At 63.7% G+C, this 22,617-nt stretch carries 29 protein-coding genes and 2 pseudogenes; 15 read left to right on the plus strand and 16 right to left on the minus strand.

The features are described 5' to 3' along the window. Positions 1-110 precede the first annotated feature (110 nt). The 9 genes and pseudogenes from ABR323_RS13245 to ABR323_RS13285 form a co-directional block, all read right to left on the minus strand. Positions 111-644: a lipocalin family protein gene (locus ABR323_RS13245; RefSeq protein ID WP_439449636.1), complete on the minus strand. Its 534-nt coding sequence runs from the start codon at positions 642-644 to the stop codon at positions 111-113. Between the two features lie 8 nt (positions 645-652). Further along, positions 653-1,726, minus strand: a complete 1,074-nt coding sequence (locus ABR323_RS13250; RefSeq protein WP_439449637.1) for an SAM-dependent methyltransferase — start codon at positions 1,724-1,726, stop codon at positions 653-655. Then, entirely contained in the window at positions 1,723-2,508 is a 786-nt protein-coding gene (locus ABR323_RS13255; RefSeq protein ID WP_439449638.1) for a DUF1295 domain-containing protein, read from the minus strand. The genes ABR323_RS13250 and ABR323_RS13255 overlap by 4 nt, the downstream gene beginning before the upstream one ends. Then, the gene (locus ABR323_RS13260) at positions 2,505-3,053 is read right to left on the minus strand and encodes a DUF2878 domain-containing protein (protein WP_439449666.1); all 549 of its coding nucleotides are present in this window, start codon (positions 3,051-3,053) and stop codon (positions 2,505-2,507) included. The genes ABR323_RS13255 and ABR323_RS13260 overlap by 4 nt, the downstream gene beginning before the upstream one ends. A 1-nt stretch (position 3,054) precedes the next feature. Further along, on the minus strand, positions 3,055-4,314 hold the full coding sequence (locus tag ABR323_RS13265) for a class I SAM-dependent methyltransferase (RefSeq protein ID WP_439449639.1): 1,260 nt from the start codon (positions 4,312-4,314) through the stop codon (positions 3,055-3,057). Beyond that, positions 4,311-5,078: a DUF1365 domain-containing protein gene (locus tag ABR323_RS13270; protein ID WP_439449640.1), complete on the minus strand. Its 768-nt coding sequence runs from the start codon at positions 5,076-5,078 to the stop codon at positions 4,311-4,313. Before ABR323_RS13270 ends, ABR323_RS13265 begins: the two co-directional genes overlap by 4 nt. Further along, positions 5,075-6,352 (minus strand): NAD(P)/FAD-dependent oxidoreductase, encoded by a 1,278-nt coding sequence (locus ABR323_RS13275; protein ID WP_439449641.1) that lies wholly within the window; start codon positions 6,350-6,352, stop codon positions 5,075-5,077. Before ABR323_RS13275 ends, ABR323_RS13270 begins: the two co-directional genes overlap by 4 nt. 1 nt (position 6,353) lies before the next feature. After that, positions 6,354-7,301, minus strand: a complete 948-nt coding sequence (locus ABR323_RS13280) for an acyl-CoA desaturase (RefSeq protein WP_439449642.1) — start codon at positions 7,299-7,301, stop codon at positions 6,354-6,356. Between the two features lie 81 nt (positions 7,302-7,382). Then, positions 7,383-8,150: pseudogene (locus tag ABR323_RS13285) on the minus strand (hypothetical protein). A 133-nt stretch (positions 8,151-8,283) separates the two neighbouring features. On the opposite strand from ABR323_RS13285, the gene ABR323_RS13290 reads away from it, so the two are divergent. The 3 genes from ABR323_RS13290 (at position 8,284) to ABR323_RS13300 (ending at position 9,983) form a co-directional block, all read left to right on the plus strand. Further along, a complete protein-coding gene (locus tag ABR323_RS13290) occupies positions 8,284-8,907 on the plus strand; it encodes a sigma-70 family RNA polymerase sigma factor (RefSeq protein WP_439449643.1) in 624 nt (207 codons plus the stop codon). Next, positions 8,904-9,584 (plus strand): ChrR family anti-sigma-E factor, encoded by a 681-nt coding sequence (locus ABR323_RS13295; protein WP_439449644.1) that lies wholly within the window; start codon positions 8,904-8,906, stop codon positions 9,582-9,584. Before ABR323_RS13290 ends, ABR323_RS13295 begins: the two co-directional genes overlap by 4 nt. Before the next feature lie 105 nt (positions 9,585-9,689). Then, positions 9,690-9,983, plus strand: a complete 294-nt coding sequence (locus tag ABR323_RS13300) for a hypothetical protein (RefSeq protein ID WP_439449645.1) — start codon at positions 9,690-9,692, stop codon at positions 9,981-9,983. Between the two features lie 16 nt (positions 9,984-9,999). On the opposite strand, the gene ABR323_RS13305 is transcribed toward ABR323_RS13300, so the two are convergent. Beyond that, positions 10,000-10,485 carry a TspO/MBR family protein gene (locus tag ABR323_RS13305; protein WP_439449646.1) on the minus strand — a complete coding sequence of 162 codons (486 nt, stop codon included), beginning with the start codon at positions 10,483-10,485 and terminating at the stop codon, positions 10,000-10,002. Positions 10,486-10,557: 72 nt separating this feature from the next. Beyond that, positions 10,558-12,753, minus strand: coding sequence for a hypothetical protein (locus ABR323_RS13310; protein ID WP_439449647.1), 2,196 nt, complete (start codon positions 12,751-12,753; stop codon positions 10,558-10,560). A gap of 134 nt (positions 12,754-12,887) precedes the next feature. On the opposite strand from ABR323_RS13310, the gene ABR323_RS13315 reads away from it, so the two are divergent. Further along, on the plus strand, positions 12,888-13,367 hold the full coding sequence (locus ABR323_RS13315) for a GNAT family N-acetyltransferase (protein WP_439449648.1): 480 nt from the start codon (positions 12,888-12,890) through the stop codon (positions 13,365-13,367). Between the two features lie 380 nt (positions 13,368-13,747). Here ABR323_RS13315 and ABR323_RS13320 read toward each other — a convergent pair whose 3' ends face one another. Then, the gene (locus ABR323_RS13320; RefSeq protein ID WP_439449649.1) at positions 13,748-14,251 is read right to left on the minus strand and encodes a DUF3693 domain-containing protein; all 504 of its coding nucleotides are present in this window, start codon (positions 14,249-14,251) and stop codon (positions 13,748-13,750) included. Positions 14,252-14,391: 140 nt separating this feature from the next. On the opposite strand from ABR323_RS13320, the gene ABR323_RS13325 reads away from it, so the two are divergent. From ABR323_RS13325 to ABR323_RS13370, 10 genes are all read left to right on the plus strand, one after another. Then, the gene (locus ABR323_RS13325) at positions 14,392-14,583 is read left to right on the plus strand and encodes a hypothetical protein (protein WP_439449650.1); all 192 of its coding nucleotides are present in this window, start codon (positions 14,392-14,394) and stop codon (positions 14,581-14,583) included. Beyond that, positions 14,580-14,756, plus strand: coding sequence for a hypothetical protein (locus ABR323_RS13330; protein ID WP_439449651.1), 177 nt, complete (start codon positions 14,580-14,582; stop codon positions 14,754-14,756). Before ABR323_RS13325 ends, ABR323_RS13330 begins: the two co-directional genes overlap by 4 nt. A 377-nt stretch (positions 14,757-15,133) precedes the next feature. Further along, positions 15,134-16,012 carry a rolling circle replication-associated protein gene (locus tag ABR323_RS13335; RefSeq protein ID WP_439449667.1) on the plus strand — a complete coding sequence of 293 codons (879 nt, stop codon included), beginning with the start codon at positions 15,134-15,136 and terminating at the stop codon, positions 16,010-16,012. Further along, positions 16,009-16,299: a single-stranded DNA-binding protein gene (locus tag ABR323_RS13340; protein ID WP_439449652.1), complete on the plus strand. Its 291-nt coding sequence runs from the start codon at positions 16,009-16,011 to the stop codon at positions 16,297-16,299. Before ABR323_RS13335 ends, ABR323_RS13340 begins: the two co-directional genes overlap by 4 nt. 3 nt (positions 16,300-16,302) lie before the next feature. After that, positions 16,303-16,524 (plus strand): hypothetical protein, encoded by a 222-nt coding sequence (locus ABR323_RS13345; protein WP_439449653.1) that lies wholly within the window; start codon positions 16,303-16,305, stop codon positions 16,522-16,524. Positions 16,525-16,540: 16 nt separating this feature from the next. Then, positions 16,541-16,780 carry a hypothetical protein gene (locus tag ABR323_RS13350; protein WP_414499044.1) on the plus strand — a complete coding sequence of 80 codons (240 nt, stop codon included), beginning with the start codon at positions 16,541-16,543 and terminating at the stop codon, positions 16,778-16,780. Positions 16,781-16,908: 128 nt separating this feature from the next. Then, positions 16,909-18,252 (plus strand): hypothetical protein, encoded by a 1,344-nt coding sequence (locus ABR323_RS13355; RefSeq protein WP_439449654.1) that lies wholly within the window; start codon positions 16,909-16,911, stop codon positions 18,250-18,252. Further along, a complete protein-coding gene (locus ABR323_RS13360; protein WP_279702375.1) occupies positions 18,252-18,569 on the plus strand; it encodes a DUF2523 family protein in 318 nt (105 codons plus the stop codon). Before ABR323_RS13355 ends, ABR323_RS13360 begins: the two co-directional genes overlap by 1 nt. Then, positions 18,566-19,759: a zonular occludens toxin domain-containing protein gene (locus ABR323_RS13365; protein ID WP_439449655.1), complete on the plus strand. Its 1,194-nt coding sequence runs from the start codon at positions 18,566-18,568 to the stop codon at positions 19,757-19,759. Before ABR323_RS13360 ends, ABR323_RS13365 begins: the two co-directional genes overlap by 4 nt. After that, positions 19,756-20,379, plus strand: coding sequence for a TraX family protein (locus tag ABR323_RS13370; protein WP_439449656.1), 624 nt, complete (start codon positions 19,756-19,758; stop codon positions 20,377-20,379). Before ABR323_RS13365 ends, ABR323_RS13370 begins: the two co-directional genes overlap by 4 nt. On the opposite strand, the gene ABR323_RS13375 is transcribed toward ABR323_RS13370, so the two are convergent. Together ABR323_RS13375 and ABR323_RS13380 are read right to left on the minus strand one after the other, a co-directional pair. Continuing rightward, on the minus strand, positions 20,376-20,672 hold the full coding sequence (locus ABR323_RS13375; protein WP_439449657.1) for a hypothetical protein: 297 nt from the start codon (positions 20,670-20,672) through the stop codon (positions 20,376-20,378). The genes ABR323_RS13370 and ABR323_RS13375 overlap by 4 nt on opposite strands. Before the next feature lie 220 nt (positions 20,673-20,892). Next, positions 20,893-21,366, minus strand: a complete 474-nt coding sequence (locus ABR323_RS13380) for a DUF3653 domain-containing protein (RefSeq protein ID WP_439449658.1) — start codon at positions 21,364-21,366, stop codon at positions 20,893-20,895. A gap of 70 nt (positions 21,367-21,436) precedes the next feature. Between ABR323_RS13380 and ABR323_RS13385 the strand changes: the two genes are divergently transcribed. Further along, positions 21,437-21,796 carry a DUF3653 domain-containing protein gene (locus ABR323_RS13385; protein WP_439449659.1) on the plus strand — a complete coding sequence of 120 codons (360 nt, stop codon included), beginning with the start codon at positions 21,437-21,439 and terminating at the stop codon, positions 21,794-21,796. A 24-nt stretch (positions 21,797-21,820) separates the two neighbouring features. On the opposite strand, the gene ABR323_RS13390 is transcribed toward ABR323_RS13385, so the two are convergent. Then, positions 21,821-22,249 (minus strand): hypothetical protein, encoded by a 429-nt coding sequence (locus tag ABR323_RS13390; RefSeq protein ID WP_439449660.1) that lies wholly within the window; start codon positions 22,247-22,249, stop codon positions 21,821-21,823. Positions 22,250-22,437: 188 nt separating this feature from the next. Further along, positions 22,438-22,617, minus strand: a pseudogene (locus tag ABR323_RS13395) (hypothetical protein); the annotation flags it as partial.

A 22,617-nucleotide genomic window follows, 5' to 3' on the forward strand; every position in this document is an offset into this window, starting at 1 on the left:
CCTAAGAATCGATGTGCAATTCCCATCAATTTCTCACCGGTCATTGATGGGGCTGATGGGATTGATCCGGCCATCTGCTGCAGCGGCAGTGGCTCTCACGAGAGGCGTCCTCAGCGCAGCGACTGTGGCACCCGCCTCAGTTTGGCGGTGTCGTAGCCCATGGCCGCGATGCGCTGCACGGCCTGCTGGTAGTCACTGTCCGAGACCTGCGGTGTACGCGCCATGTACCAGACGTAGTCGCGCTTGCTGCGTGCCACGATGGTCTGGCCGTAGCCATCGTCCAGCCAGGCGATGACGTACTCGGCCTGGATCGGCCAGATGAACTGCATGCCCCAGATCGCGCCGTTTCCTTCCTTTTCGATCCGGCCGATCGGATGCATTGATTTCTGTGGCGCGTCGAAACTTCCCCTGCGATAGGTGAAGGTGGTCTGGATGCGTCCATCCGGGCGCAGCGCGTAACTTTCCACTGCGTCGAAGGCGTCGCGTTCAGGGCGCGATGGAATGTGGGCGATTACGTACCAGTCGCCCATGAAACGTGGAACATCCACCGATGGCGGACGGGGCAGGGGCCGGGTGTCGCTGGAGCTGCAACCGGCGCCCAACAGGCCGGCGGCGAGCAGGGGAAGCAGCGGGAAAATGCGCATGTCACACCTCAGCGTGGGCGGAACAGGTAATGGGCCACCAGCCATTGCTGGCCGTCGTCGTAGCCGAACAGCTCGGCACAGGCCATCCAGAACATCCGCCAGCGCTGCCACCAGACCTTCGCGGCGGCCTGACCATAGGTGGCGACCAGTACGGGCATCAGCTCCTCCCGCGCCGCGTCCTGGTTGGCGAGCCAGTGATCGGCGGTGCGCTGATAGTGGGTGCCGTCCAGCAACCAACGTTGCTCAAGCTGCAGATCGCGCTGGAAGTGCAGCAGTGTGTCGGCGGCCGGCATCAGGCCCCCAGTGAAGAAGTGGCGCCCCATCCAGTTGTCGCCCCCGTCGGTCTCGAACGGGTACATCAGCGTGCGATGGGCGAAGATGTGCACAAACAGCGCGCCGTCGGGTTTCAGCCAGTGCGCGATGTTTGCCAGCAACCGTTCGTAGTTGCGCACGTGCTCGAACATCTCCACCGACACGCAGCGGTCGAACTGCGCCGGCGCCAGTTCAAGCTCGTTGACGTCGCGGGTCAGTACTTCGACGTTGTCCAGGCCGCGCGCCGCGCACTGCGCCATGATGTGCTGGCGTTGGCTGTGCGAATTGGAGACAGCGGTGATTCTGGCCTGCGGATGGTGTTCGGCCATCCACAGCGTAAGCGAGCCCCAGCCGCAGCCTAGCTCAAGAATCTGCTGGCCGTTGGCCAGACCGGCGCGCTGGCCGTACAGCTCCAGCATGGCTTCCTCGGCCTGGTCCAGCGTTTCCCGTCCGCTGGGGTAGTAGCAGCTGCTGTACTTCAGGCGCTTGCCCAGGCACGCCTGGAAGAAGGCTGCGGGTACTTCATAGTGCTGGCGATTGGCGGCATCGGTATGCAGTGCAAGCGGGCTGCCGGCCAGTTCGGTGATGCCCCGGCTGAAACGTGCCGACTGCCCCTCGATTCCGCCCTCGGCCTCGTCATGCAGGCGCTGTGCGCAGAGGCGGCGGATGCCGGCACGCAACGCGGCATCGGGTACCAGGCCGCGCTCGGCCCAGGCGATCAGCCCGGTCTCGGCGTCTTCGGTCGGGTTCAGTGACGGAATGGCGTTCATGGGGACTGCTCCTTGGAAGGGCGGGGGAACCAGGGAAAGAACATCGGTGTGCTGCGCTGGTAGGCGCGGTAGTCCTCGCCGCGGCTGCGCAGGGCCTGCTTCTCGGTGAACGGGATGCCGCTCAGGTAGCGCAGGAACACATACATCAGCAGTGGCCCGGACCACGACAGCCACCACAGCGGTGAGCCCACCGCCAGCAGCACGTAGCTGAACCAGTGCAGCCATTCGAAGAAGTAGTTCGGGTGCCGCGAATAGCGCCAGAGCCCATCACGGCAGGTGCGGCCCTTGTGTGCCGGGTCGGCACGGAACCGGGCCAGTTGGCGGTCAGCCAGTGCCTCGCCGCCCACACTGAGCAGCCAGATGCCCGCTGCAGCCACCCACCACAGTGACAGTCCCGGGCGCGGATTGGCCGCCACCGCGACAAAGGGCAGGGCGAACAGAATGATCAGCAGCGCCTGGGCCATGAAGTAGCCGAAGATCTTGCCCTGGTGACCACGCCAATGCTCGCGCAGATAGCGATAGCGCCCGTCCTCTTGTTCGTGACGGACCCGATGCCAGAGATGCAGGGCCAGGCGGCTGCCCCAGAGTCCGCCGAGCACGCCAAGCGCAACCCGCGGCATCACTGCGCCATCGCCGAGCAGCGCCAGCAACAGCGCAGAGGCACCCACGCCCTTGGCCCACAGCACATCGACCACGCCGATGTTGGTGTGGCGCCGCTGCCAGGCCCAGCCCCAGCTCATCACCGCCACTGCGTACAGCAGCACCCACCACAGATTGATCATGACGAGGCTCCTGCAAGCGGCGGGTGGCGTGAAGGCCGGGACCAGCGTCGGGCCGCTGCGCACAGCAACGGCAGGGCAATGCTCCAGCCCAGGCCGAACACCAGAAGGCCCTGCCATGCGGGCGCCCGGAACTGCACTGCACCGAAGCCCCGGGAGGCCGAGAGGTAGGCCAGCGGCGCCAGCAGCATGCCGAACAGAATCGGCAGTACGAGGTGCCGCTGCAGGAAGGACATCGAGGTGGTCAGTGTCATCGCGAACGCCGCCCACAGCGCCATGATCCACGGGGGCGGCGCCCAGCCGAGGGGGGCGGCCGCATAGCGCACCGCACCGCTTGCAGCCGCGCTGGCATCTACCAGCCACGCACAGGCCATCGCAACCAGCAACAGGCGCAGGTCCACCCGCGGCTGAGGCGATGTCAGCACCTGGCTGCCCACGTAAAGAGTGGCAGCCAACAGCGCCGGCCATTGCCAACCGTGGCCAGCGCCGGCCACGGCACACAGCCAGACCAGCTGGTTGCCGATGAGGTTGGCCCAGAAGCGCTGCATCTCAGTGGTCATCGCCCACGGGCGCCGCAGGCTGGTGGCCCGGGCGCGCCAGCAGCAGATGCGACACGCCGATCGAACGCTCCAGGAACCCTCCCTCGCAGTACGCCAGGTAGAACTCCCACAGTCGACAGAAGCGCGCATCAAATCCCTGTGCCTGCACTGCGGGCAGCTGGGCGAGGAAGCGCTGCCGCCATGCGCGCAGCGTCAACGCATAGGAATGACCGAAGTCCTGCTGTGCGATCAGCTGCAGGTCGCTGGCCCGGGTCTTGGCGGCGATGATCGCGTTGATCGAGGGAATGAAGCTGCCCGGAAATACATGGCGCTTGATGTAGTCCACGCTGCGCCGGGCCTGTTCGTAGCGATGGTCTTCGATGGTGATGGCCTGAAGCAACGCCACGCCATTGGGCTTCAGCAGCCGCTGCAGCGTAGCCATGTAGGTATCCAGGTATTCGGCGCCGATGGCTTCGATCATCTCGATCGACACCAGCTTGTCGTAGCGTCCCTGCAGGTCGCGGTAGTCCTGCATCAGCAGGGTGACGCGGCCCTGCAGGCCGGCGGCCTGCACCCGCTGCACGGCCAGTGCGTGCTGTTCGGCGGAAATGGTGGTGGTGGTGACGTGGCAGCCGTAGTGCTGGGCCGCATGTACGGCAAAACCGCCCCAGCCGGTGCCGATCTCGACCACGTGGTCGCCCGGTTTGAGTTGCAGCTGCTGGCAGATGCGGTCCAGCTTGCGTTGTGAAGCCGTCTCCAATGTCTCACTGTCGTTGGCGAACAGGGCCGAGGAGTACATCAGGTCCGGCGACAGGAACAGCGCGAAGAAATCGTTGCCCAGGTCATAGTGGGCCGCGATGTTGCGGCGACTGCCTTCGCGGCTGTTGCGGCGCAGGCGGTTCCACCCGCGCAGCAGCCAGCCGCCGACGCGGGCTGGGCCGTGTTCCATGCTGTCGAGCAGATCGCGGTTGCGAACCAGCAGCCGCACCAGGGCTACCAGATCATCACAGTGCCAGTCGCCGTGGATGTAGCTATCGCCGGCCCCGACGCTGCCCTGTGCAGCCACTTTCCGATAGAACGCCGGGTCGTCGATGGTGACCGTGGCGTGCAGGCTGCCGCGGGCGTCGCCCAGCCGGACCTCGCCCAGCGCATCGCGCACGCACAGGTATCCATCGCGCAGTGGCGCCAGCTGCGCCAGCAGGCGGCGGCGCAGGAAAACGTCCAGCGTGCCCGGTTGTGGCAGGGCTACCGAGGGATTCATCTCGTTCATCGGGGTTTCTCGGCAAGGGAAGGGTGGTCGTGCACCGGGTTGCGTTTCAGCCACAGGCGCAACGCCTGCCAATGGATGGCAGCCACCACCTGGGTGGTCATCAGCGGATAGCAGGCGAGGACCCGGGCCAGCCCGCGCCCATCCAGGGGGCGCCGCTGCATGGCTTGGGTGGCATCGAACTGCCGAACGCCGTCGCGCCAGACCTGCATATGCACGCGCAGATCATCGCCTGGAGCGTTGAACCGCCAGTCATAGCGGCAGTCCATGGGCATGAAGGGTGATACGTGGAAGCACTTGTCGAACTGCCAGCGTAGCGAGCTGCCTTCATGGAGGGCGGTGGAAACGGGGAGCACATACGCGTGCCGTTCCTTCCACGGGGTATTGGTGATGTCGGCGATGACGCAGTCCAGCGTGCTGCCATCGGCCTGGTAGCAGTAGTAGAAGCTGACCGGGTTGAACACGTGGCCGGCAAAGCGCAGATGGGTGAGTAGGCGTATCGGGCCGGTTGGCCGGTAGCCGAGCGTGCCTGCAGCGTGGTCGCGTATCGCATCGGCCAGTGGCCGTGCGGGATCGCCGAAGTAGTCGGTGCGGCGAAACTCGGCCAGGTTGCGTCGGTTGACCGACCACAGCCAGCGGCCAGTGAACACAGTTTCCATCTCGTCCAGATCCAGCAGCAGTTGTGCGATCGGGTAGCGGAAGGCGTGCGGGTGCGGGTGATGGCGCCGGTGCATCACGTGTCCGACATAGAGTGCGCTGGCGCTCATGCGGCAACCTCGCCGAACGAGGGGGCGCGCCGGTGCGGCTCGCAGGCGCGCAGCGCGTCGACCACGCGGCGGGCGCTGCGGATGCCATCTTCATGGAAGCCCCATCCCCAATACGCACCGGCAAACCAGGTATGGCGCCGGCCCTGCAGTTCCGCCCAGCGCTGCTGTGCCCGCACTGCAGCGTGGTCGTGTAACGGGTGTGCGTAACGCAGTGTGCGCAGCACCTTGGATGGATCGATGGCCTCGCTGCGGTTGAGGGTCACCACCAACGGAGTGTTACCGGGCAGGCCCTGCAGCAGGTTCATGCAGTAGCTGACCGTGCACGGCGCGGCAGGATCGTGCGGAACATGCGCGTTCCAGGCGGCCCAGGCCTTGCGCTTGCGGGGCAACAGCGATGCATCGGTGTGCAGCACTGCTTCGTTGGACTGGTAGCGGATGGTACCGAGCACCTCGCGCTCGATGGCGTCGGCATCGCCCAGCAGCGCCAGCGCCTGGTCGCTGTGGCAGGCCAGGATCACCTCGTCGAAGCCTTCCACGCCGGCGGCACTATGCACCTGCGCACCCCAGGGCATGCGCTCGACAGCATGCACCGGGCATTCCAGTCGTTCCCGTACCTGCCAGCGGGCGCGCAGGGCGTCGACATAGCGTGCCGAGCCGCCCTTGACCACCCGCCACGGCGAACGCCCGGTCATCTGCAGCATCTGGTGGTTGGCCATGAACTGGGCCAGATAGCGGGCCGGAAAGTCCATGACGGTGGCCGTTGGTGAAGACCACAGCGCCGAGGCCATCGGCAACAGGTGTTCTTCGATGAAGGCCTCGCCATAGCGCTGGCTGCGCAGATACTGGCCCAGCGTGGGGCCCTCGTCTTCGGCCAGCAGCAGCGGCGCGTCGCGGTAGAAGCGCCGCAGGTCGCCCAGCATGCCCCAGAAGCGGGGCGACAGCAGGTTGCGGCGCTGGCAGAAAAGGCCATCCAGCGAGGTGGCGTTGTATTCCACGCCGCTGCGCTCGCTGTGCATCGAAAAACTCATGGTGGTCGGCTGCGAGGCCACGCCCAGCTCGTCGAACAATGCCGTCAGCAACGGATAGTGCAGCGGATTGAAGACGATGAAGCCGGTATCCACGGACAGGTGCCTGCCGTCCACCTGCACGTCATGGGTGTGGGTATGGCCACCCAGATAGTCGTTGGCTTCAAACAGCGTGACTTCATGTTCGCCGTGCAGCCACCAGGCGCTGGCCAGGCCTGCAATGCCGGAACCGATGATCGCGATGCGCATGTCAGTACCTCGCCTTGGCCAGCACCCATTCGGGGATCGGCTTGAGCCCTTTGACCAGCCCGACCACGGACATCGCACGCAGTCCGTACCAGGTCAGGTCGATCTCCCACCAGCGGAAGCCCTGGCGCACGGTGCCCGGGAAGAAGTGGTGGTTGTTGTGCCAGCCCTCGCCGAAGGTGAGCAGTGCCAGCCAGAGGTTGTTGCGGCTGTCGTCGCGGGTCTCGAAACGGCGGCGGCCAAACTGGTGTGCCAGTGAGTTGATGGTGACCGTGGCATGGAACAGCACCACGGTAGAGATGAAGAAGCCCCACACCAGCAACTGCGGGCCCGTGGTGTGCAGGCCCGGCGCCCAGCGCTGCAGGGCTGCGCCCAGTGCATAGAGGCCGACGGCCAACAGCACCGGCACTGCAGTATCGAAGCGATCCAACCAGCGAAGTTCCGGGAAGCGCGCCAGGTCGGGCACCCGCGACAGATCAGTGGCAAAGGCCTCGCGGGTCAGGAACCAGCCCATATGGCTGCGCCAGAAGCCACGTTCGCGCGGAGAGTGCGGATCCAGCGGCTGGTCGGCATGGCGATGGTGGTGGCGGTGATGCGCGGCCCACCACAACGGACCACGTTGCACGCTGGCGGCACCGATCACCGCGAACACGAACTGCACCGACCGCGACGCCTGGAAAGTGCGGTGCGAGAAGTAGCGATGGTAGAACGCGGTGATCGCGAACATCCGCACCGCGTAGAGTGCGACGGCCACGATCACCGCGGTCCACGACACGCCCACCCAGATCACGCCCAGGCAGGCCACATGCATCAGCGCGAACGGTACCGCCCGCAGCCAGTCGATGCGGCCCGGCTGGCCCGTGCTGGCATCAGCGCCGCTACCGGTGTCGATCCAGCGCTGCACTGTGCGCAGCAGGCGGCGTCGGCGGGGAAGGGGCGCTACAGAGGCCATGACGGATCCCGGTTGGAGTCGTGTCTTCCTGTACGCAGCAGGATGCGCAATGGATGCGCCACGGCGCAGTAAATTTCGCATTCACCCAGGCGTCACGGCGCAGCGTTGAACCAGCGGTTGCGTCGATGCCTGCTGCCATTCGCTCGCCGGTCGCTCGGCAGAGGGCGAGCTGAAGCGCACGGTCACCTGCGGGTAGCTGCCGCGGGCGTCGCGCAGGTTGCTGGTACCGCGGAATTCCAGCAGGCGGCGGTCACCGGTGGCATAGACCAGTGACAGGCGCGGCGCGATGCCGCCGTACCAGGTGTCCAGGCTGACCTCGATCGACTGGCCATCGATGCCCTGCCAGCGTACTGGGGCGATGCGCCGCACCTGCACCGGGACGTAGCGCTGCCGGCCTGGCATCAGGAATGGCAGCGTGATGCGATCGCCCTGCATCAGCGCCGGCCAGTGCAGGCGCACGGCCGCGTCGAATCCCGCATCGATCACGGCATCCTTCGGCAGTTCAAGCCGGCCCCGCCTGGGCGGGCTGGCAGCGTCCTCCTTCCACACAATCGAAACGGTATTGCCGGCCGCCTCGATCTCGGCCTTCTGGCCGCTGCGGCGGTCCTCCAGCGCGTAACCCCGCGTCTGCGGCAAGACGCTGGCCGGCAGATGCTTGCGGGCGAAGGGCTAGCCATCCGGGCACTGGTACACCACCCAGCGCTCAGCCCCCTCCGTCGCCTCGCGCCGCCAGTGCACTTCGCGGTAAAGAACATCGCCCTGCATGGAGGTGGCCACGCCCTCGCTTCGCAGCCAGGGGGTCGCCAGCGCAGCATGGGGCAGGCACAGCAGCAGCAAGGCAGTGCGCATCGCGTTCATCCGGAAGGGGAGGGCTCAGGTCATACGGCGGCGGCGGCCGGTTGGATGCGCTGTGCCGGCTGCATCCAATTGCTGCCCCTGCACGTACAGAGGACAGACCTTCACCCGCCCGCCGCGAACGCAGATGTACCCTGACGCCGCCAGCACTCTCCTCAACTTCGATACCGCACGCATCGTGTCCAGTTCCCATCAGCCGAGCAGCGAGCCGATGAACTGGGCCGGCGACATGGACGGCGTGGCGCGGCTGCGCGACCGCGACTGCTTCATGCGGATCTACGACTATTTCATGCCCCGGCTGTGCGTGTACCTGCGTGGTCTGGGTGCGCCCGACGCCGTGGCCGAGGAGCTGGCGCAGGAATGCCTGCTGCGCCTGTGGCTGCGGGCCGCCGACTACGACGCGGCCCAGGGCGCGCTGAGTACCTGGCTGTACCGGATTGCCCGAAACCTGCATATCGACCGCATCCGTCGCGAACGCAGCTGGATGCAGGTGCAGGCGGCGGTGGAAGACGCGGCCACGCTGGACGTGGTCGAGCGCAGTAGCGCGGAACAGTTCGCCGACCAGGCCCGCCTGCGCCAGCGCATCAACGAACTGCCAGCGGTGCAGGCGCGTTTGGTGCGCATGTCCTATTTCGAAGCCAAGAGCCACAGTGAGATCGCCGAGGCGCTGGGCATGCCGCTGGGCACGGTCAAGTCGCATCTGCGGCGTGCGTTCCTGCAACTGCAGGCCAAAGTGGGAGGTGCACTGTGAATCCGCACCACCATCTGCACGAATCCACGCTGATGAGTTACGCCGCGGGCGCACTGCCGGCACCATTGAGCATTGTTGCCGGCGCGCACCTGGAACAGTGCCCGCACTGCCGCCAGCGATTGCGCGAGGCCGAGGCGATCGGATCGGTATTGCTGGAACAGACGCAGCCGCCACGGGGCGACGGTGACGCCCGCCGCGATGCACTGCGTGAGGCGATGCTGCTGCAGCTGGCCACGGAAGCCCCGATCACCATGGCTACATCTGCACGCCCGATGCCACGGGAGCGGCCGGAAGCCCATCCGGACCATCTGCCGGCGTCGCTGCATCCGTATTTCGGCACCTCGCTCAGCGGTTTGCGCTGGCGCTGGATGGCGCCGGGGGTGCATTGCATCCGCGCCGAGCAGATGCCGTCGTTGATCATGCTGAAGATCGCCCCCGGCAAATGCCTGCCGATGCACAGCCATGGGCGCAGCGAGTTGACCCAGATCCTGCGCGGTTCCTACAACGATGCCCTTGGCCTGTTCGCACCGGGTGACGTGGCGGATCTGGATGAGGACGTGGAGCACCAGCCTGTGACCGCGCCGGGCGTGCCGTGCATCTGTGTATCCGCACTGGACGCACCGCTGGTGTTCAGTGGTTGGCTGGCACGGAAGATCCAGCGTTTCGTGAAGCTCTAGCGGGGCGCCGCTCCCATCGGGGCTTCGCGGTCGCTGCATGCGCACTGCACATCGGCTCGACACCGTGTGGCCTAGTGTGAGCACACATCCATCGCCCTCCACGCCGTGAATCTGCAGACGCTGCCTTCTTCGCCCTACCGCATGCTGGCGGACAGCTGCCAGTTCGAATTGCTTGACGTGGATGTCCTGCAGGACCCGGCCAGTGGCCGCCTCCTCCATCTCTACTCGCTGGTTGCCCGTTGCCTGTCCTGCGAAACCGTGTTCAAGGCTGAAGAAGGGCAAGGCCTGGTCAGCCACTCGGCGGCACGCGTGGTGCGATGCCCTACCGGTTGTGGGCAACAAGCATTCAAGCCGGGGCTGTTGCGCGCCTGGTGCCCGCAGGTCGCTGCCCAGGCGTGAGTGAAGCGGGCAGCGGTCATAGTGCCGCGGGATTGGCCTGCCACACCCAGAAATTGAGCGCGCATGCAAACGAAATCCACGCCAGGTAAGGCAGCAGCATCAGTGCCGCCATGCGGCGGATGCGCGCAAAGGCAACGATCGTGGCGCAGACCAGCACCAGCAATACAAGAATTTCGATGAAGGCCAGTGCGCCCAGCTTCCAGCCGAAGAACAGCCAGCTCCACAGCGCATTGATGGCCAGTTGCAGCAGATAGAACGACAGTGCCGGCCGAGCCCCGCGCCAGCCTCGTTCGCGCCAGACCAGCCACGCTGCAATCGCCATCATCGCGTAGAGCAGGGTCCACACTGGGCCGAATACGCTGGCTGGCGGCGCCCACGAGGGAAGGGCGAGGGTGGCATAGAAGCTGGCCGCCGAGGTCGAGGCCCATGCCCCCAGTGCAGCCGCGGCAAACGTGATCGCCACCCAGCCCAGAAGACCCATGCTCTGCGTGCTCCCCTTCATTGCGTAAAGCTCCTTGACCCGTATGCCGACACATACGTACAGGCACGGCGAATGGATGCACCAGGGGCGCCTTCAGTCGGAAGAACTGGCGCTGCCGGTTCCCTGGCTCGTCGGCAGCAGTGAAGGCCGCTGGTCGAACCACTCGCGTGCTTTGGCCAGATGCCACTGACGCTGATTGCCATCCAGCTCGATCCCTGCGCCCAGCAGCCCCCAGCGCAGATAGAGATCGCCGCGCTTGCGCTGGTCCAGCAGATCCAGGCGTGCGCGAACGGACAGGCGATCGTTCTCGGCCTGCAGTCCATCGATGACCAGGTGGCCGGGGCGCCAGCGCAGCACTGCCTGCGCGTCGACCTGGCCGGAATCCAGCAGCGACAGCGTCCAGCGCGGGTAGTCGGTACGTTCGGCAAACAGTGCCAGCAGTGGCCGTGCATCACTCAGCGTCAAGTCGGTGGTGGCATCCACCTGGAACGGCGATTGCGCATCAATGCGCCCGCGCTTGAAGGCGACGTGTCCTTTCCATGCGTTCGTGCGCTCGCTGCCGGCTACCTGCACGTTGCGCAGCACCACCGTGGTGCCGGAGAGGTCGAAATGACGCTGGTTGAAGTCGCCGCGGCGCAATGTGGCGTTGACGTCGACGTCGCCTCCCATGTCCAGCCCTGCAACCTTGGCGCTGGCGTTGCGTCCCTGAAGGCGCGCCGTGCCATGTCCGACCCGGCCATCGGTGTCGAGCGTGGCATCGCCACTCAGGCTGCCGGTACCACGCAGGAGCCGCACCTGCGGTGAGCGGAGATAGCGATTGTAGGCAGCCAGGTCCGGGATGGTGGCCTCGCTGAAACGCAGTCGTGCGCGAACGCCCTTGCGCAGTTCCTGCAAGCGGCCGTCGCCGGCCAGATCCACCGCCAGGTCGCGACCCTCGAACAGGCGTACGTCTTTGGCATCGGTCGGGCGTGCGGTAAAGCGGGGCAGGCGGATCGCCAGCTGTGCCTGGCTGGGGCTGCCGCCCTTCAACTCGCCGTGCGCACTGGCCGTGCCCGCCAGGCGTACGCCGGCGACTTCGGCAACGGCCGCGGCTGAGGGAATGTCCACCGTACTGCCTTCGATCAGCTCACCGTTGCGCAGCCGCAGGTCAGCCCTCAATGTGCCACCGCCATCCAGCTGCAGCCAGGGCTTGCGGACGAACAGGGCAGGGATCCAGTTGAGTGAGGTGAATGTCCACTCGCCGCGTGCTGTGCCAGACGTGCGCTCCAGCAGCTGGGCTGGCTGCTGAAAGGGGATATCGCGGCCACTGATGTGCACATCCGCATCCACTTCGCTGCCTGAGCCGGGTTTGGGTGGCAGGCGGGCCTGCAGGCGCAGGTCGTTGGCCACATTGAGTTGCAGGGCCAGCATGCCGCGATCCGGTGCACCGTCGCCCAGGTAGAGCGGCACCTGCCAGAGCGCATGGTCTCCCGGTTGCAGCTGGCCATCGATCAGGTGCAGCGCCAGTTGCAGGCGGCCGGGCACCGGCGAACTGGAAATGCGGGGATTCTGCGCATCCGTATCCATGCGCAGGCCCTGGCTGCGGGCGTCCACATCGAGCTGGGCGTGCAGCAGTTTCAACTTGGCCACGCCAGGCGCCTGGTCCCGGTAGTGGCGTGGATAGCTGAAGCGCGCGGTGAGATCCATGTCGCCCAGCAACTGCACGCCGTCAAAGCTGGTGTCTGCATCACTGAACGAGACTTCCGAATCGAACAGCTCGGACGGGCCGCCGCGCAGCTGCTTGAGGAAGCCCACCGTGCCCTGGCCCTTGCCGATGATGAGCAGCTTGCCGAGCCGTGCGCTGCGGATGCTATCGCTGTGGATGGCGTTGAAGCGCAGGGTCCAACCCTGGTCGCCGCGCGGCGGCGATGGGATGGCTTCTTCCACGCGGCTGATCTCGGCGGAAACCCCGGTGGCCTGCAGCCGTGGCACCCGTACCTCGCGCTGGAACAAGGGCAGCACCGCCAATCGGGCGCTGGCGCGCTCGGCGTGCAGCACGTAGACGGTGTGGTTCACGTGGCCGCGCATATGCACGTTCCAGGCGATTACATGGCCGGGCAGCAGCGTGATCGCCGGGCCGGTGGTCATCACGAACTTGTGCGGCTTGCGGTTGGTGACCTGATCGAACAATGGCGTGTTGAGGAAGATGTTGCCGGCCAGCAGATACAGCAGGTAGATGCCCAGCAGGACGTAGGCAGGCACGCGCCATCGTCGAAGCCGGTGTGGGATGTGCGCGGAAACAGGAGACATCTACTGCTCTAAAGGCTGGAATTTCCCAAACTATTGCGAAGTCGATGACGGTGGCGCGTGAAGCAGGCAAGGGGCCGCAGCTCGATTCTGGTAGTGTCCGGCATGGTCATCTCGTCAGATCTGGTGGAAATCACATGGAAATTCGAGTGGCCAGCGCAAATGACTTCGACGCCATGTGGGGCATGTTCAAGGCAGCCATCGCTACGCAGGATGCGCTGCCTTTTGCCGGCTCTTTTCAGATCGAAACGTTTCGCACGCATTGGTTCCAGGCCCAGACACCTTACGTGGCTGTGCTGGAGGGCCAGGTTGTGGGCATGTACAAAATGGGCCCGAATTACCCCGATCTAGGGGCGCATGTGGCCAGCGCGACCTATGTGGTGGGTGCGCAGGCACAAGGGCAGGGTGTGGGCCGGGCGCTGGTGGAACACAGCCTGGAGCAGGCGAGGGCGGAAGGATTCCTGGCCATGCAGTTCAATTACGTGGTCAGCACCAATGGTCCGGCGGTGGCGCTGTACCGGAAGCTGGGGTTTGCAGTGGTGGGAACGCTACCGAAGGCGTTCCTGCATGGGGCGATGGGGTTGGTGGATGTCTATGTGATGCATAGGTTCCTGTGATGTGATGCGCCCGTCGCCCGTAGTCGGCGAGATCCAGCCGAGGCTGGCTGCTCAAGTGGCGCTCATCCTCAGCGCTTCGACGCGGGCCGGCGCCTAGCCGGAAGCAGCTGGCACTGGGGTGCGCCATGAAGCTCGCCGGGGTGGAATCCGCCAATTAACGTGACGCATCACGGCCGATGAGTACCGACGGTTGCCGGTGCCGCGATTCGCTCCGGGGGCCATGGACTTGGGTGCCGGATCGGTGAAGGTTGTCTTGCCAGGCGGGCCTGCAGACATGGCGAGATCAATTGCATAGCACGCTCGCAAAGCCAGCTTTTCCGGTCACTGGCAGATCCTCATCATCCGTCGCCATTCCTGTAGAGGTTGGCAGCCGGCGGCCGTCAGGCGAAAGGGCGGCCCAAAGGACGATTGGCGGTCATGGGATCAGTGGCAATCAGGCTTGGCGCCAAGGTCGGACCAGGACCGTGGCAAGCGGAGCATGGATCGGGTGACGGCGCATTGAACATAATATACATACTGCCGCCCTCGGCACCGCTAACCGCCTGAATTTGGGCGGTTTTTGCGTTTGCTAGACCTGGCATCGAAACTGCGACCAGCGCGGCCACCGCAGCGACCGCGCTCAACCTGTCCAGAGCAAGGCGCCACATCTTCCGTTCTGCCGGTGACGTGGCGCGTTCTGCGTGCAGCCGGGCCGTCCACATAGGGCCATCGAGCTTCGCGAGTTCGCAAATCTGCGCAATTCGCTCATCCGGGACCGGATACAGACCGTTTCGCCATGCGCTGATGACGGCTCGCGTAATCCCGAGCTTTTGGCTCAAAACATTGTCCGACGGCACTCCGGCGCCTTTTTTTGCGGCGTCGAGCATTTCCTGAACGGCGGTCATGTCTTAGGTTCCCTTGACAGGCTTGTATTAGGGCAACTATACATGCCGCGTGTCATAGCTTGCCTAGACACCCCGCTACCGGCACCCCAAGGCCGTTGGCGGGTTCCCTTGGGGTAGGGGCTTGGGGGGGGAGTGGCGACATGTCTCATATGGTCATTTCGGAGCGTTGTGCCGCGCTTTCCGCTCGGGCGCGCATCGAAGCCGAAGCGAGCACCAGCGTGGGCTGGACCGCATCCGCCGAAGATTGGGAGCGCATCGCTGATCAGTGGCGCGCCCTTGCAGAAGAGGCCTACGTTTTGGCCCTCGCCAATGGTGAAGGTGGCCCACTGTGATCCATCCGGCCTTCATCATCGTTCTGGCCGTCGCGTGCGTCAGCGTAGGCATCGTTCGCATCGGCTCATGGGTGATCGACCGCCGCGAGCAGGAGCAGACCCGAGTCATGTTGCAGCAGGTCTACGCGGCCTGCGCCATCGCCCAGGTACGTGCCGAGGTGCGCCATGTCTGAGAACGACCTCAAACTCCTAGCCGCAACTGCGGTTGGATGGATTGTTCTCTACGCCTTCGTGTCATGGCTTATTGCCAAAGAGACGCGCAAGAAATGAGTGCCTTCCTCGACCGCCTGTACCGCCGGTTCTTTCGTCTGCCCGCGTGCACTCCGGGTCACTGCTATTGCCGACGCACCTGCATCTGCTTGATTCAGGAGCCGGAAGAATGAGCGCCGTCCAGCAGATGCAATGCGCGTTCTGCGGCAACGTCGCCGCCTACCTGTTCAAGGGCAGGTGTTGCTTTGAATGCACCGAGTCCGACGGCCGTATTGAAATCCCACCCACTCCCGTTGATCCGCGTTCTGCGGAGTTGCGTTCATTCGACCTGTCCGTGGCTATGGACAGGGCAGGGGAGCGCAGCAGGGAACTCGCCAACGAACAGCTTGCGCGTGGTAAGCGCGCCTCTGGCACGTCCCTGCGGGAGTATTTCCGTGTCGGGGAACTGCTTAAGGGCGACGGCCGCGCAGCGGCCGACGCCCTTGGGCTTGTCTATTACAAAACAAGTGACACGCCGGTTCGCTTGGGCCGCGTCACCATCGAAATTGACCCGCTTCTTGCGCGGGCGCAGCGGCTGCGAAAGACCGTCATCACCGGAGCAAGACTTCATGACCAAGAGGCGCAAAAAGGTTCGCGCCGTGGCGCGTGGTATTTCCTCACGCTCACCTACCGAGACGGAAGCGATAGCAGCCCTCGTGACGTTAGCGAGCTACTTAAACGCATGCGCGGCTTCTTCAATCGCGCTCGAGATAGGCGAGAACGGTGGAACGGTGAAGTGTTCCGTTACGTCTGGGTCGGCGAACTTACTCAGCGACTGCGTCCGCACTATCACGTGATGGTGTGGGTTCCGAAGGGCATGTACTTCGGCAAAGTCGATCAGCGTGGCTGGTGGCCTCATGGTTCCAGCCAGATCGAAAAAGCCCGCAACTGCGTTGGGTATCTCGCCAAGTACGCGAGCAAGTTTACAAGCGTCATAGCAGGCGCATTTCCAAAAGGTTTCCGCACCAGCGGTGTTGGCGGTCTCAACGATGAGTCCAGGCGCGAATTGCGCTGGTGGAAAGCACCGAAGGAGGCCCGTGAGGCGCTCGGCGGTGATGCAGACATCCGCAAAACCAAAGGCGGATGGTTCGACAAGGCTACCGGGGAGTTCTGGCCGTCCCCGTGGAAAGTCACATTCGCATTCGGCCGGACTATCGCTTGGAAGGTAATCCCACTATGAAAGTTCAGATCATGACCGAGCAGGTCGAAACCCGTTCGTTCCCGGCCCGTGAGGGTAAGGCCGCGACCAATTTCCGTGAGCAGAAAGCAGCTGTGGTTCGTGACGGCGATTTCCCGCTGCCGTTCAAGCTGACGCTTGACGATGACCAGCAGCCCTACAAGGTCGGCACTTATGACCTGTGCCCGACGTCGCTGCAGTCGAGCAAGTACGGCGGCCTTGAGTTCGGTCGTCGCATCCGCCTGCTGACTCCGTCGCCCGCACCGGGCCCGGTCGCAGCGAAGGCCTAATTCATGTCCGATCCGGTACCGCTCTATGTGGTCGGTTGTGCTGCTGAGAACGTTCAGCAGGACGGCACCTGTTCGGTGCCGGTCTGGATGCCATACCACCAGCCCATTCTTCCACCCCTTGATGTGGCTGATGGAACCCTTGTCGCGGCGGCCATCGTTGGCGTTTGGGCAATCGGGTTGAAAGCGCGTCTCGTATTCCGCGCGGCGCGTTTAGGGGTCTACTGAAATGACGAGGAAAACCATGGAACTGAAGAACACTCTGCGCCGCGTTGGCGCTTCCGTCCCGGCCAAGGTCAGTGCCGGCGTCGCCACCCTGATGGCATCCGGTGCCGCACTGGCATCTGGCGGCTCGGGTTCGCCGGGTGCTGCAATCGCGGGCGAACTGTCGGGCGGCAAGGCGGATGTGATGCTGGTGGTGGCCGCTGCGGCGGTGATCCTTGGCGCGATCATCCTGTGGGGCTACGTCAAGAAGGCTCGCTAAGGCAGCGTGCCAGGGCGATCAGGGGGCGCGCGGAAACGTTCGCCCCCTTTTTAATGGGAGAAGGTCATGGGGTACTTCATCATCATTGCGGTTTGCGGCGCGTGCTGGCTCGCGTTCGAGGGTATGTGATGCTCTGGTCAACGTCGCAGAGGTATTGCGCTGCATTCTTACTTGCTATCGCAACGTATTTCGGAGCGGCTTCAAGCGCGCACGCGGCTGGCACGGTTCAGGAGGCATTTGAGTCTTGCCTCAGCAGCGTTCAGTTCCGAGATCAAGGGTCTACCCGAAAGTGCATTGATCGCGGCTATGTCGCATCGTCGGGGTTCTGCCTTGTGGGTTTGCCGCATGAAAAAGGCGGCTGGCTGCGCAACGACATTTACGATTGCAAGAAAACTTGTGAAGCGGAGCTCAGCAAAACTACGCCATTCTTCCCGCCCTCGGGTTCAGTGCGATGCGTGAATCACTGCGAGGTCACCTATCGGGATAACGGGGACGACACCACTACATACTCACCCAACGGAAAGTCGTGCCAGGACAAGCCGGATTGCGATAAGCAAGGCAAGAACATGGTTTGGAACAGCATGCTCGGTGTCTGTCAGCCGGTGCAGCCTGAGTGCCCCGAAGGTCAGGTGAAGGTGGGTAACTCCTGTCAGAAGGAATCGCCTTGTCCTGATGGCATGGCGCTGGTCAACGGGAGCTGTAAGAAGAAGGATGAAGAGTGCCCATCCGGCATGATCCGTAGTCCCCTAGGACAGTGCATTCCAGGTGACGGCCAGTGCGCCTCTGGCGAGGTTCGCGGTGCGGATGGTACCTGCAAGCGCGACAAGGATGGGGATGGGAAGCCGGATGACCCGGACGGCAGCGAGGGCGGTGGCGACGGCAAGAACGACTCCTTCGCCGGTGGCGATACCTGCAACGCTCCGCCTTCGTGCAATGGGTCGCCCATCATGTGTGGGCAAGCGCGCATCCAGTGGCGGATCGACTGCAACACGCGGCGCAACAACAACATCAGCGGTGGTCACTGCTCGCAATCGGGCATGCCGGTCTGTACAGGCGAGAAGTGCAACGCGATGGAGTATGCAGGGCTGCTTATGCAGTGGCGGTCAGCTTGCGCGCTAGAAAAGATGGCGGGCAAGACCGATACGCCGGGGGCGAACAATGCCGACAAGAACGGCAACGGTGTCGCCGATGTGCTGGAAGGTGTTGGCGAGCCCGCGCCAATTGGTGATGGAGCGACGGAAGTCCAAGCCACGAAGAAGTGGGGCATCGGCGTCAATACCGGGCTGCTCGACACCGGCAACATGTTCGGTGGTGGCGCTTGCCCGACGCCGCCCACGTTCAAGCTGATGGGGCAGACGATCAGCGGCGCTGACTTCCCTTATTTCTGCCAGGCGGCGGCCATCCTACGGGCAGCGATTCAGATCTTTGCAGCTTTTGCAGCCCTTCAAATTCTGCTGGGGAGGTTCTTCTAATGATGGTTTGGACGTGGATCCTTAAGGGAGTCGTGCTGCTAGTCGGCACACTCAAAGACGCTGCGGCCGGAATCTTCGCCCGCATACTTGCCACCTTCGGTCTTACCACCGTCACCTTCAACGCCATACTGCCTAACTTGAAGTCGTTCGTGACTCAGTGGACTGGCGGCCTGAGCCCTGCGGCTAATGATCTGCTCGGCTACTTGGGCGTCGGAACGGCAATGTCGATGGTGCTTTCTGCCTTGGCTGTGCGTATGACGTGGAAGGTGTTTATTGTTCCCAAGGCCGTGGCCGATCAGCTGGGGAACTCGCCATGATCTACTGGTACACCGGCCAGCCTGGACACGGGAAGACGCTGCACGGCATCGACCGCCTGTTGGAATTCAAGGATCAGGGCAGGGCTGTCTACGCTTGCAACATCCGGGAATTCGATTACGCCAAGGCGGGCGTTTTGGAGATGACGCCGGAGCAGTTCCGTGACTGGCCCAACTTCTTGCCCGATGGTGCTGTCGCATTGGTCGATGAAGCGTATGAGCACAACATGCTTCCGAAGCGGCCACCGGGATCGAAGGTTCCCACTCACGTTGAGCAGCTGGCAAAGCACCGGCATCGCGGCTTGGACTTCATCTTCATCAGCCAGTCGCCAGACAAGCAGTGCGATCAATTCGTTCATGACCTGATCGAACGGCATGTGCACGTGCGTCGCCGCTTCGGAACGAAGTTCGTTCACCTGCGTGAGTTCGACCGTTTTGAGTCACAAGCGGAGAAGGCCACCCCGCTGGTCGTTAAGCGCAAGGCGTTGCCCAAGCGTCCGATGGGCTTGTACAAGTCCACTGAGTTGGACACCACCGAGCGCAAGATTCCCTGGTATTACGTCGCGCTGCCGGTTGCGGTGGTGGGTGGCCTTGGGCTGATGTACTACACCTTTGGCAACATGGGCGAGCGGCTGGGAGGTGGTACGGCTACGCCACCTTCGCCGAGTGCGCAGAGCGCGCATGCGACGCTCGACGGAGCGTCAGCGACGGCGGGCGGCGCAGGTGCAGCGAGAGGCACGAAGACGATTCGGGAGTACGTCGATCAGTTCATGCCGCGTATCCCATCGGAGCCATGGAGTGCGCCGGCTTACGACAACGCCATTAGTCTGCCGACAGCTGCGCCGCGTCTTTTCTGCATGTCTTCGCTCGCTGGCGAGAACGCAAATGGCGATCAGGGCGAAGCCAGTTGCACGTGCTTCACCGAGCAAGGGACCCGCTATCAGTTGGCTGATGAGCCGACGTGTCGCTATATCGCTCGACACGGCCAGTACGAGCCTTTCCGAGACCAGCGCAATGACCGCTTTGTCGACGGCCCCACGCAAATGGAGCGTGCGCGCAGTGATCTTGCCGATAGAGGGCAGGGCGGGACTGTGTTGCAGCACGTTGAGCGCTCGGTGGGCAGCTTTCCGGAGTCGAAGCCGCACGCAACAAGCACCTACCTGACCACCCCGGCAGGAGCCAACAAGCTATGACTAGCAGCGGTCGTGAATTGCTGAAGTGGCTGGCCGTGATCCTCATGACCGGGGATCACGTCGCCAAGGTGATCTGCGGCGGGTATGTGCCAGGTCTCAGCGAAGCAGGGCGGGTGGCTTTCCCGCTGTTCGCGCTGGTGATGGCCTACAACCTCGCCCAGCCCGGTGCTGATGTGGTCAAGTCCGTTCGCAGGTTGGCCGTGTGGGGCGCTATCGCCCAGCCGGTGCACGCACTAGCGTTCGGCTACTGGTTGCCGCTCAACATCCTGCTCGCGTTCGCGCTATGTGCCGCTGCGGTCTACGCGGTCAGCGAACGTCGATGGGTCGTCCTGGCATTCGCCGCGGTGGTGCTTCCGGCATTCGTGGATTACCACTGGGTGGGCGTGGCGTTCGTGCTGATGGCGTGGGCCGGATTCCGCTCCGGTCGGCCGCTGCTGGTGCTGGCCGGGTTCGTCCCGCTGTGCCTGTTCAACGGCAACCTGTGGGCCGTGGCGGCAGTCCCCGTTGCTGGGCTGCTGGCGCAGGGCCAATGGCGCGTAGCTAGGTCGGGGCGGGCCTTCTACGGCTACTACGTTGCACACCTCGCGGCGCTTGCTCTCGGCGCTGCGCTGCTCGCTTAGCAAGGTGCGTTGGGTAGGTCGCGCCAGCCGCCTTCGATCTTCTGGAACCTCCGACCTTCGATGCAGCGCTCTCCGTCTTTCAGCGGAAGGCGCTGCTCCACGGGTAGCACCCGGTCCAACTGAATTGTTCGCTGAACAGCTGCAACTTCGGCAGCTGTTTCGGCTTGTAGCATTCGTGTCTGCCTGTCCATCTCAGCATTGAAGTCGGCCTGCTCCTGGGCGGTCATTGGCCTCGTCAGTTCGCGCGTCATTGCCGCTGCTTGGCGGCGAGCATTCCATTCGATCAGGCCCATGGCTATGACGACCAGCAAAGCTGCGCCTACGACGATGTACGTCCAGTGCGATGCGGTTTCTCTGTGCCGAGGTACACGCTGCCGTTGGCTGCGGAATCGGACCTCTTGCAGGTCCGGCGCACTGAAAGTCGGTTCTTGCCTGTCGCGTTCCATACGTCCCCCAAGGCGTCCTAAGCGCATTGTAGCCGGGGTGTAGGGGCAGGGCCCCTACGGAAGCGCCTTACACGCGCTGGCGGCGTTTCGGCCCCGGTACCGGCAGGACTGCTGCTGGCGGCTCGGCGTCAGGTCCAGCCATCACCACTGCAGACCGCTTTCGTCGGCGCTGTGCCAAGGCATCGGAGAGGTTCACCACGCTGGCAGCGTTGAAGGTCAAGGGTTTCCGGGCCTTACCGATCGCGCGGCCGCTTTCCATCATGCGGCGCCATTCCTGTGCCTGTGCTGCTGTGAGAGACAGCCAAGCCAGATCCTGCGGTTCCAGCTCACGGCCTTCGGGCGTGACCAGTCGGCCAGCCTTAAACGAAAAACCGGCCCAAAGGCCGGTTAGGTTGCGATCGCGCACAATCAGGCTCCATGCCACAGCAGGGCCGAGGGTCGAGGCAAGATGCGTGCCAGCCACCCCCGGATCGTTCTGAACATAATATACATTATGCGCAATCAAGGATCCGTCGAATCTGGGCCTTTGTCGGGTCTGCATGGCAATGGCTGGGCCTCTGGCTCGGCTCTTGCCTGCCTGCTGGCTCCCCCGACAAGGATGAGATTGCAGCATGAGCAAGATCGATCCCCATGATCGCATCGAACTGACCGGCCCTTGGGCCGGTTTCGGATTCCAAGCTGGGCACATGTTCACCCCTGAAGGCCATCAGTTGGAGCCTTGCGACATGACCTGGTGGTCCCTGACCTGCAACATTGCGCGGGAATGGCGACTGATGATGGCTGAGGCGGCTCCCCGAACCTCAGCTGCACGGAAAGCTTCGACCACGGCGAAATCCAGCGTCATCTACCTAGCCGAAGCCCTCAGAATTCGCCAAGAGCGACGGTCTGGCGTGCGTGAACCCGGTTCCGACGCCGAGACGTCCAATGTGGTCTACATGAGCCGTGGGCCGAGGCCGCGCCAGCGCGTGTGAGGCGCTTCCGTAGGGGCGCTGCCCCTACACCCGTTCAAGCGCATCCAGCGCTGCACTCACCGAATTCATCGCGCGGTCATGGCTCTCAATAATTTTGGGTGTATACGAACTCAGTTGCTCAACAAGATCGATCAATCGCACGTCCGTTGCAGGAACACCCCTTAGCACGAAGTTCTCAATACGATTAAGCTTCGCGTTGTTGAATCGGAACGTGTCGAATAGCGCTTTCAGGTGGATGTACGCCTGCACAACACTCTGAGCGATGTGGGGCGGCGCACGCCCAATTGCACCAGCGCTGCTGGTGAAAAGCGTGAAATAGTCACTGTAGATTGGGTAGTAAGAGTCGAAATGCGTGCCATTTTTCCGACACTCTTCAAGCTTCGCGCCAGCCCCGTCCTGGTGAACCTTCTGGATTGTTTCAAGCTCTAGCTTGATTGCTGAAGCAAGGCCCATTAGCTGCTCCTTGCCCTCATCTTCACGGATCCCCCCTGTCTGCGGCCAGCTGGCGGTCTACGGCCCGGCTGGCAGCCCATGCTGATATCAGGCCACCAATCAGCGTCTGAGCAAGAGCGCTCCCGAGAATAACTCCAATAATTAGCCACGCAGCTTTGAGAAACTCCATTCCGCTCTCCTTGTTTTGATCAGAATCCGGCCCTGCTCGACTGCTCACGGCAGCGCAGCCAGCCACCGGCTCGGGACGAAACCTGCTCCCAGCCGTTTGGCAGTCTTCGCATAGCTTGACCGCCTATACAGGCCATCCCTGAGCGCTTGGCCGCATCCGTACCCAGCGCGGGCAGTGCGACAACTTCAGTAGAAGGCTT

The organism is Stenotrophomonas sp. ATs4 (assembly GCF_051861585.1).
Lineage (GTDB): Bacteria > Pseudomonadota > Gammaproteobacteria > Xanthomonadales > Xanthomonadaceae > Stenotrophomonas > Stenotrophomonas maltophilia_AS.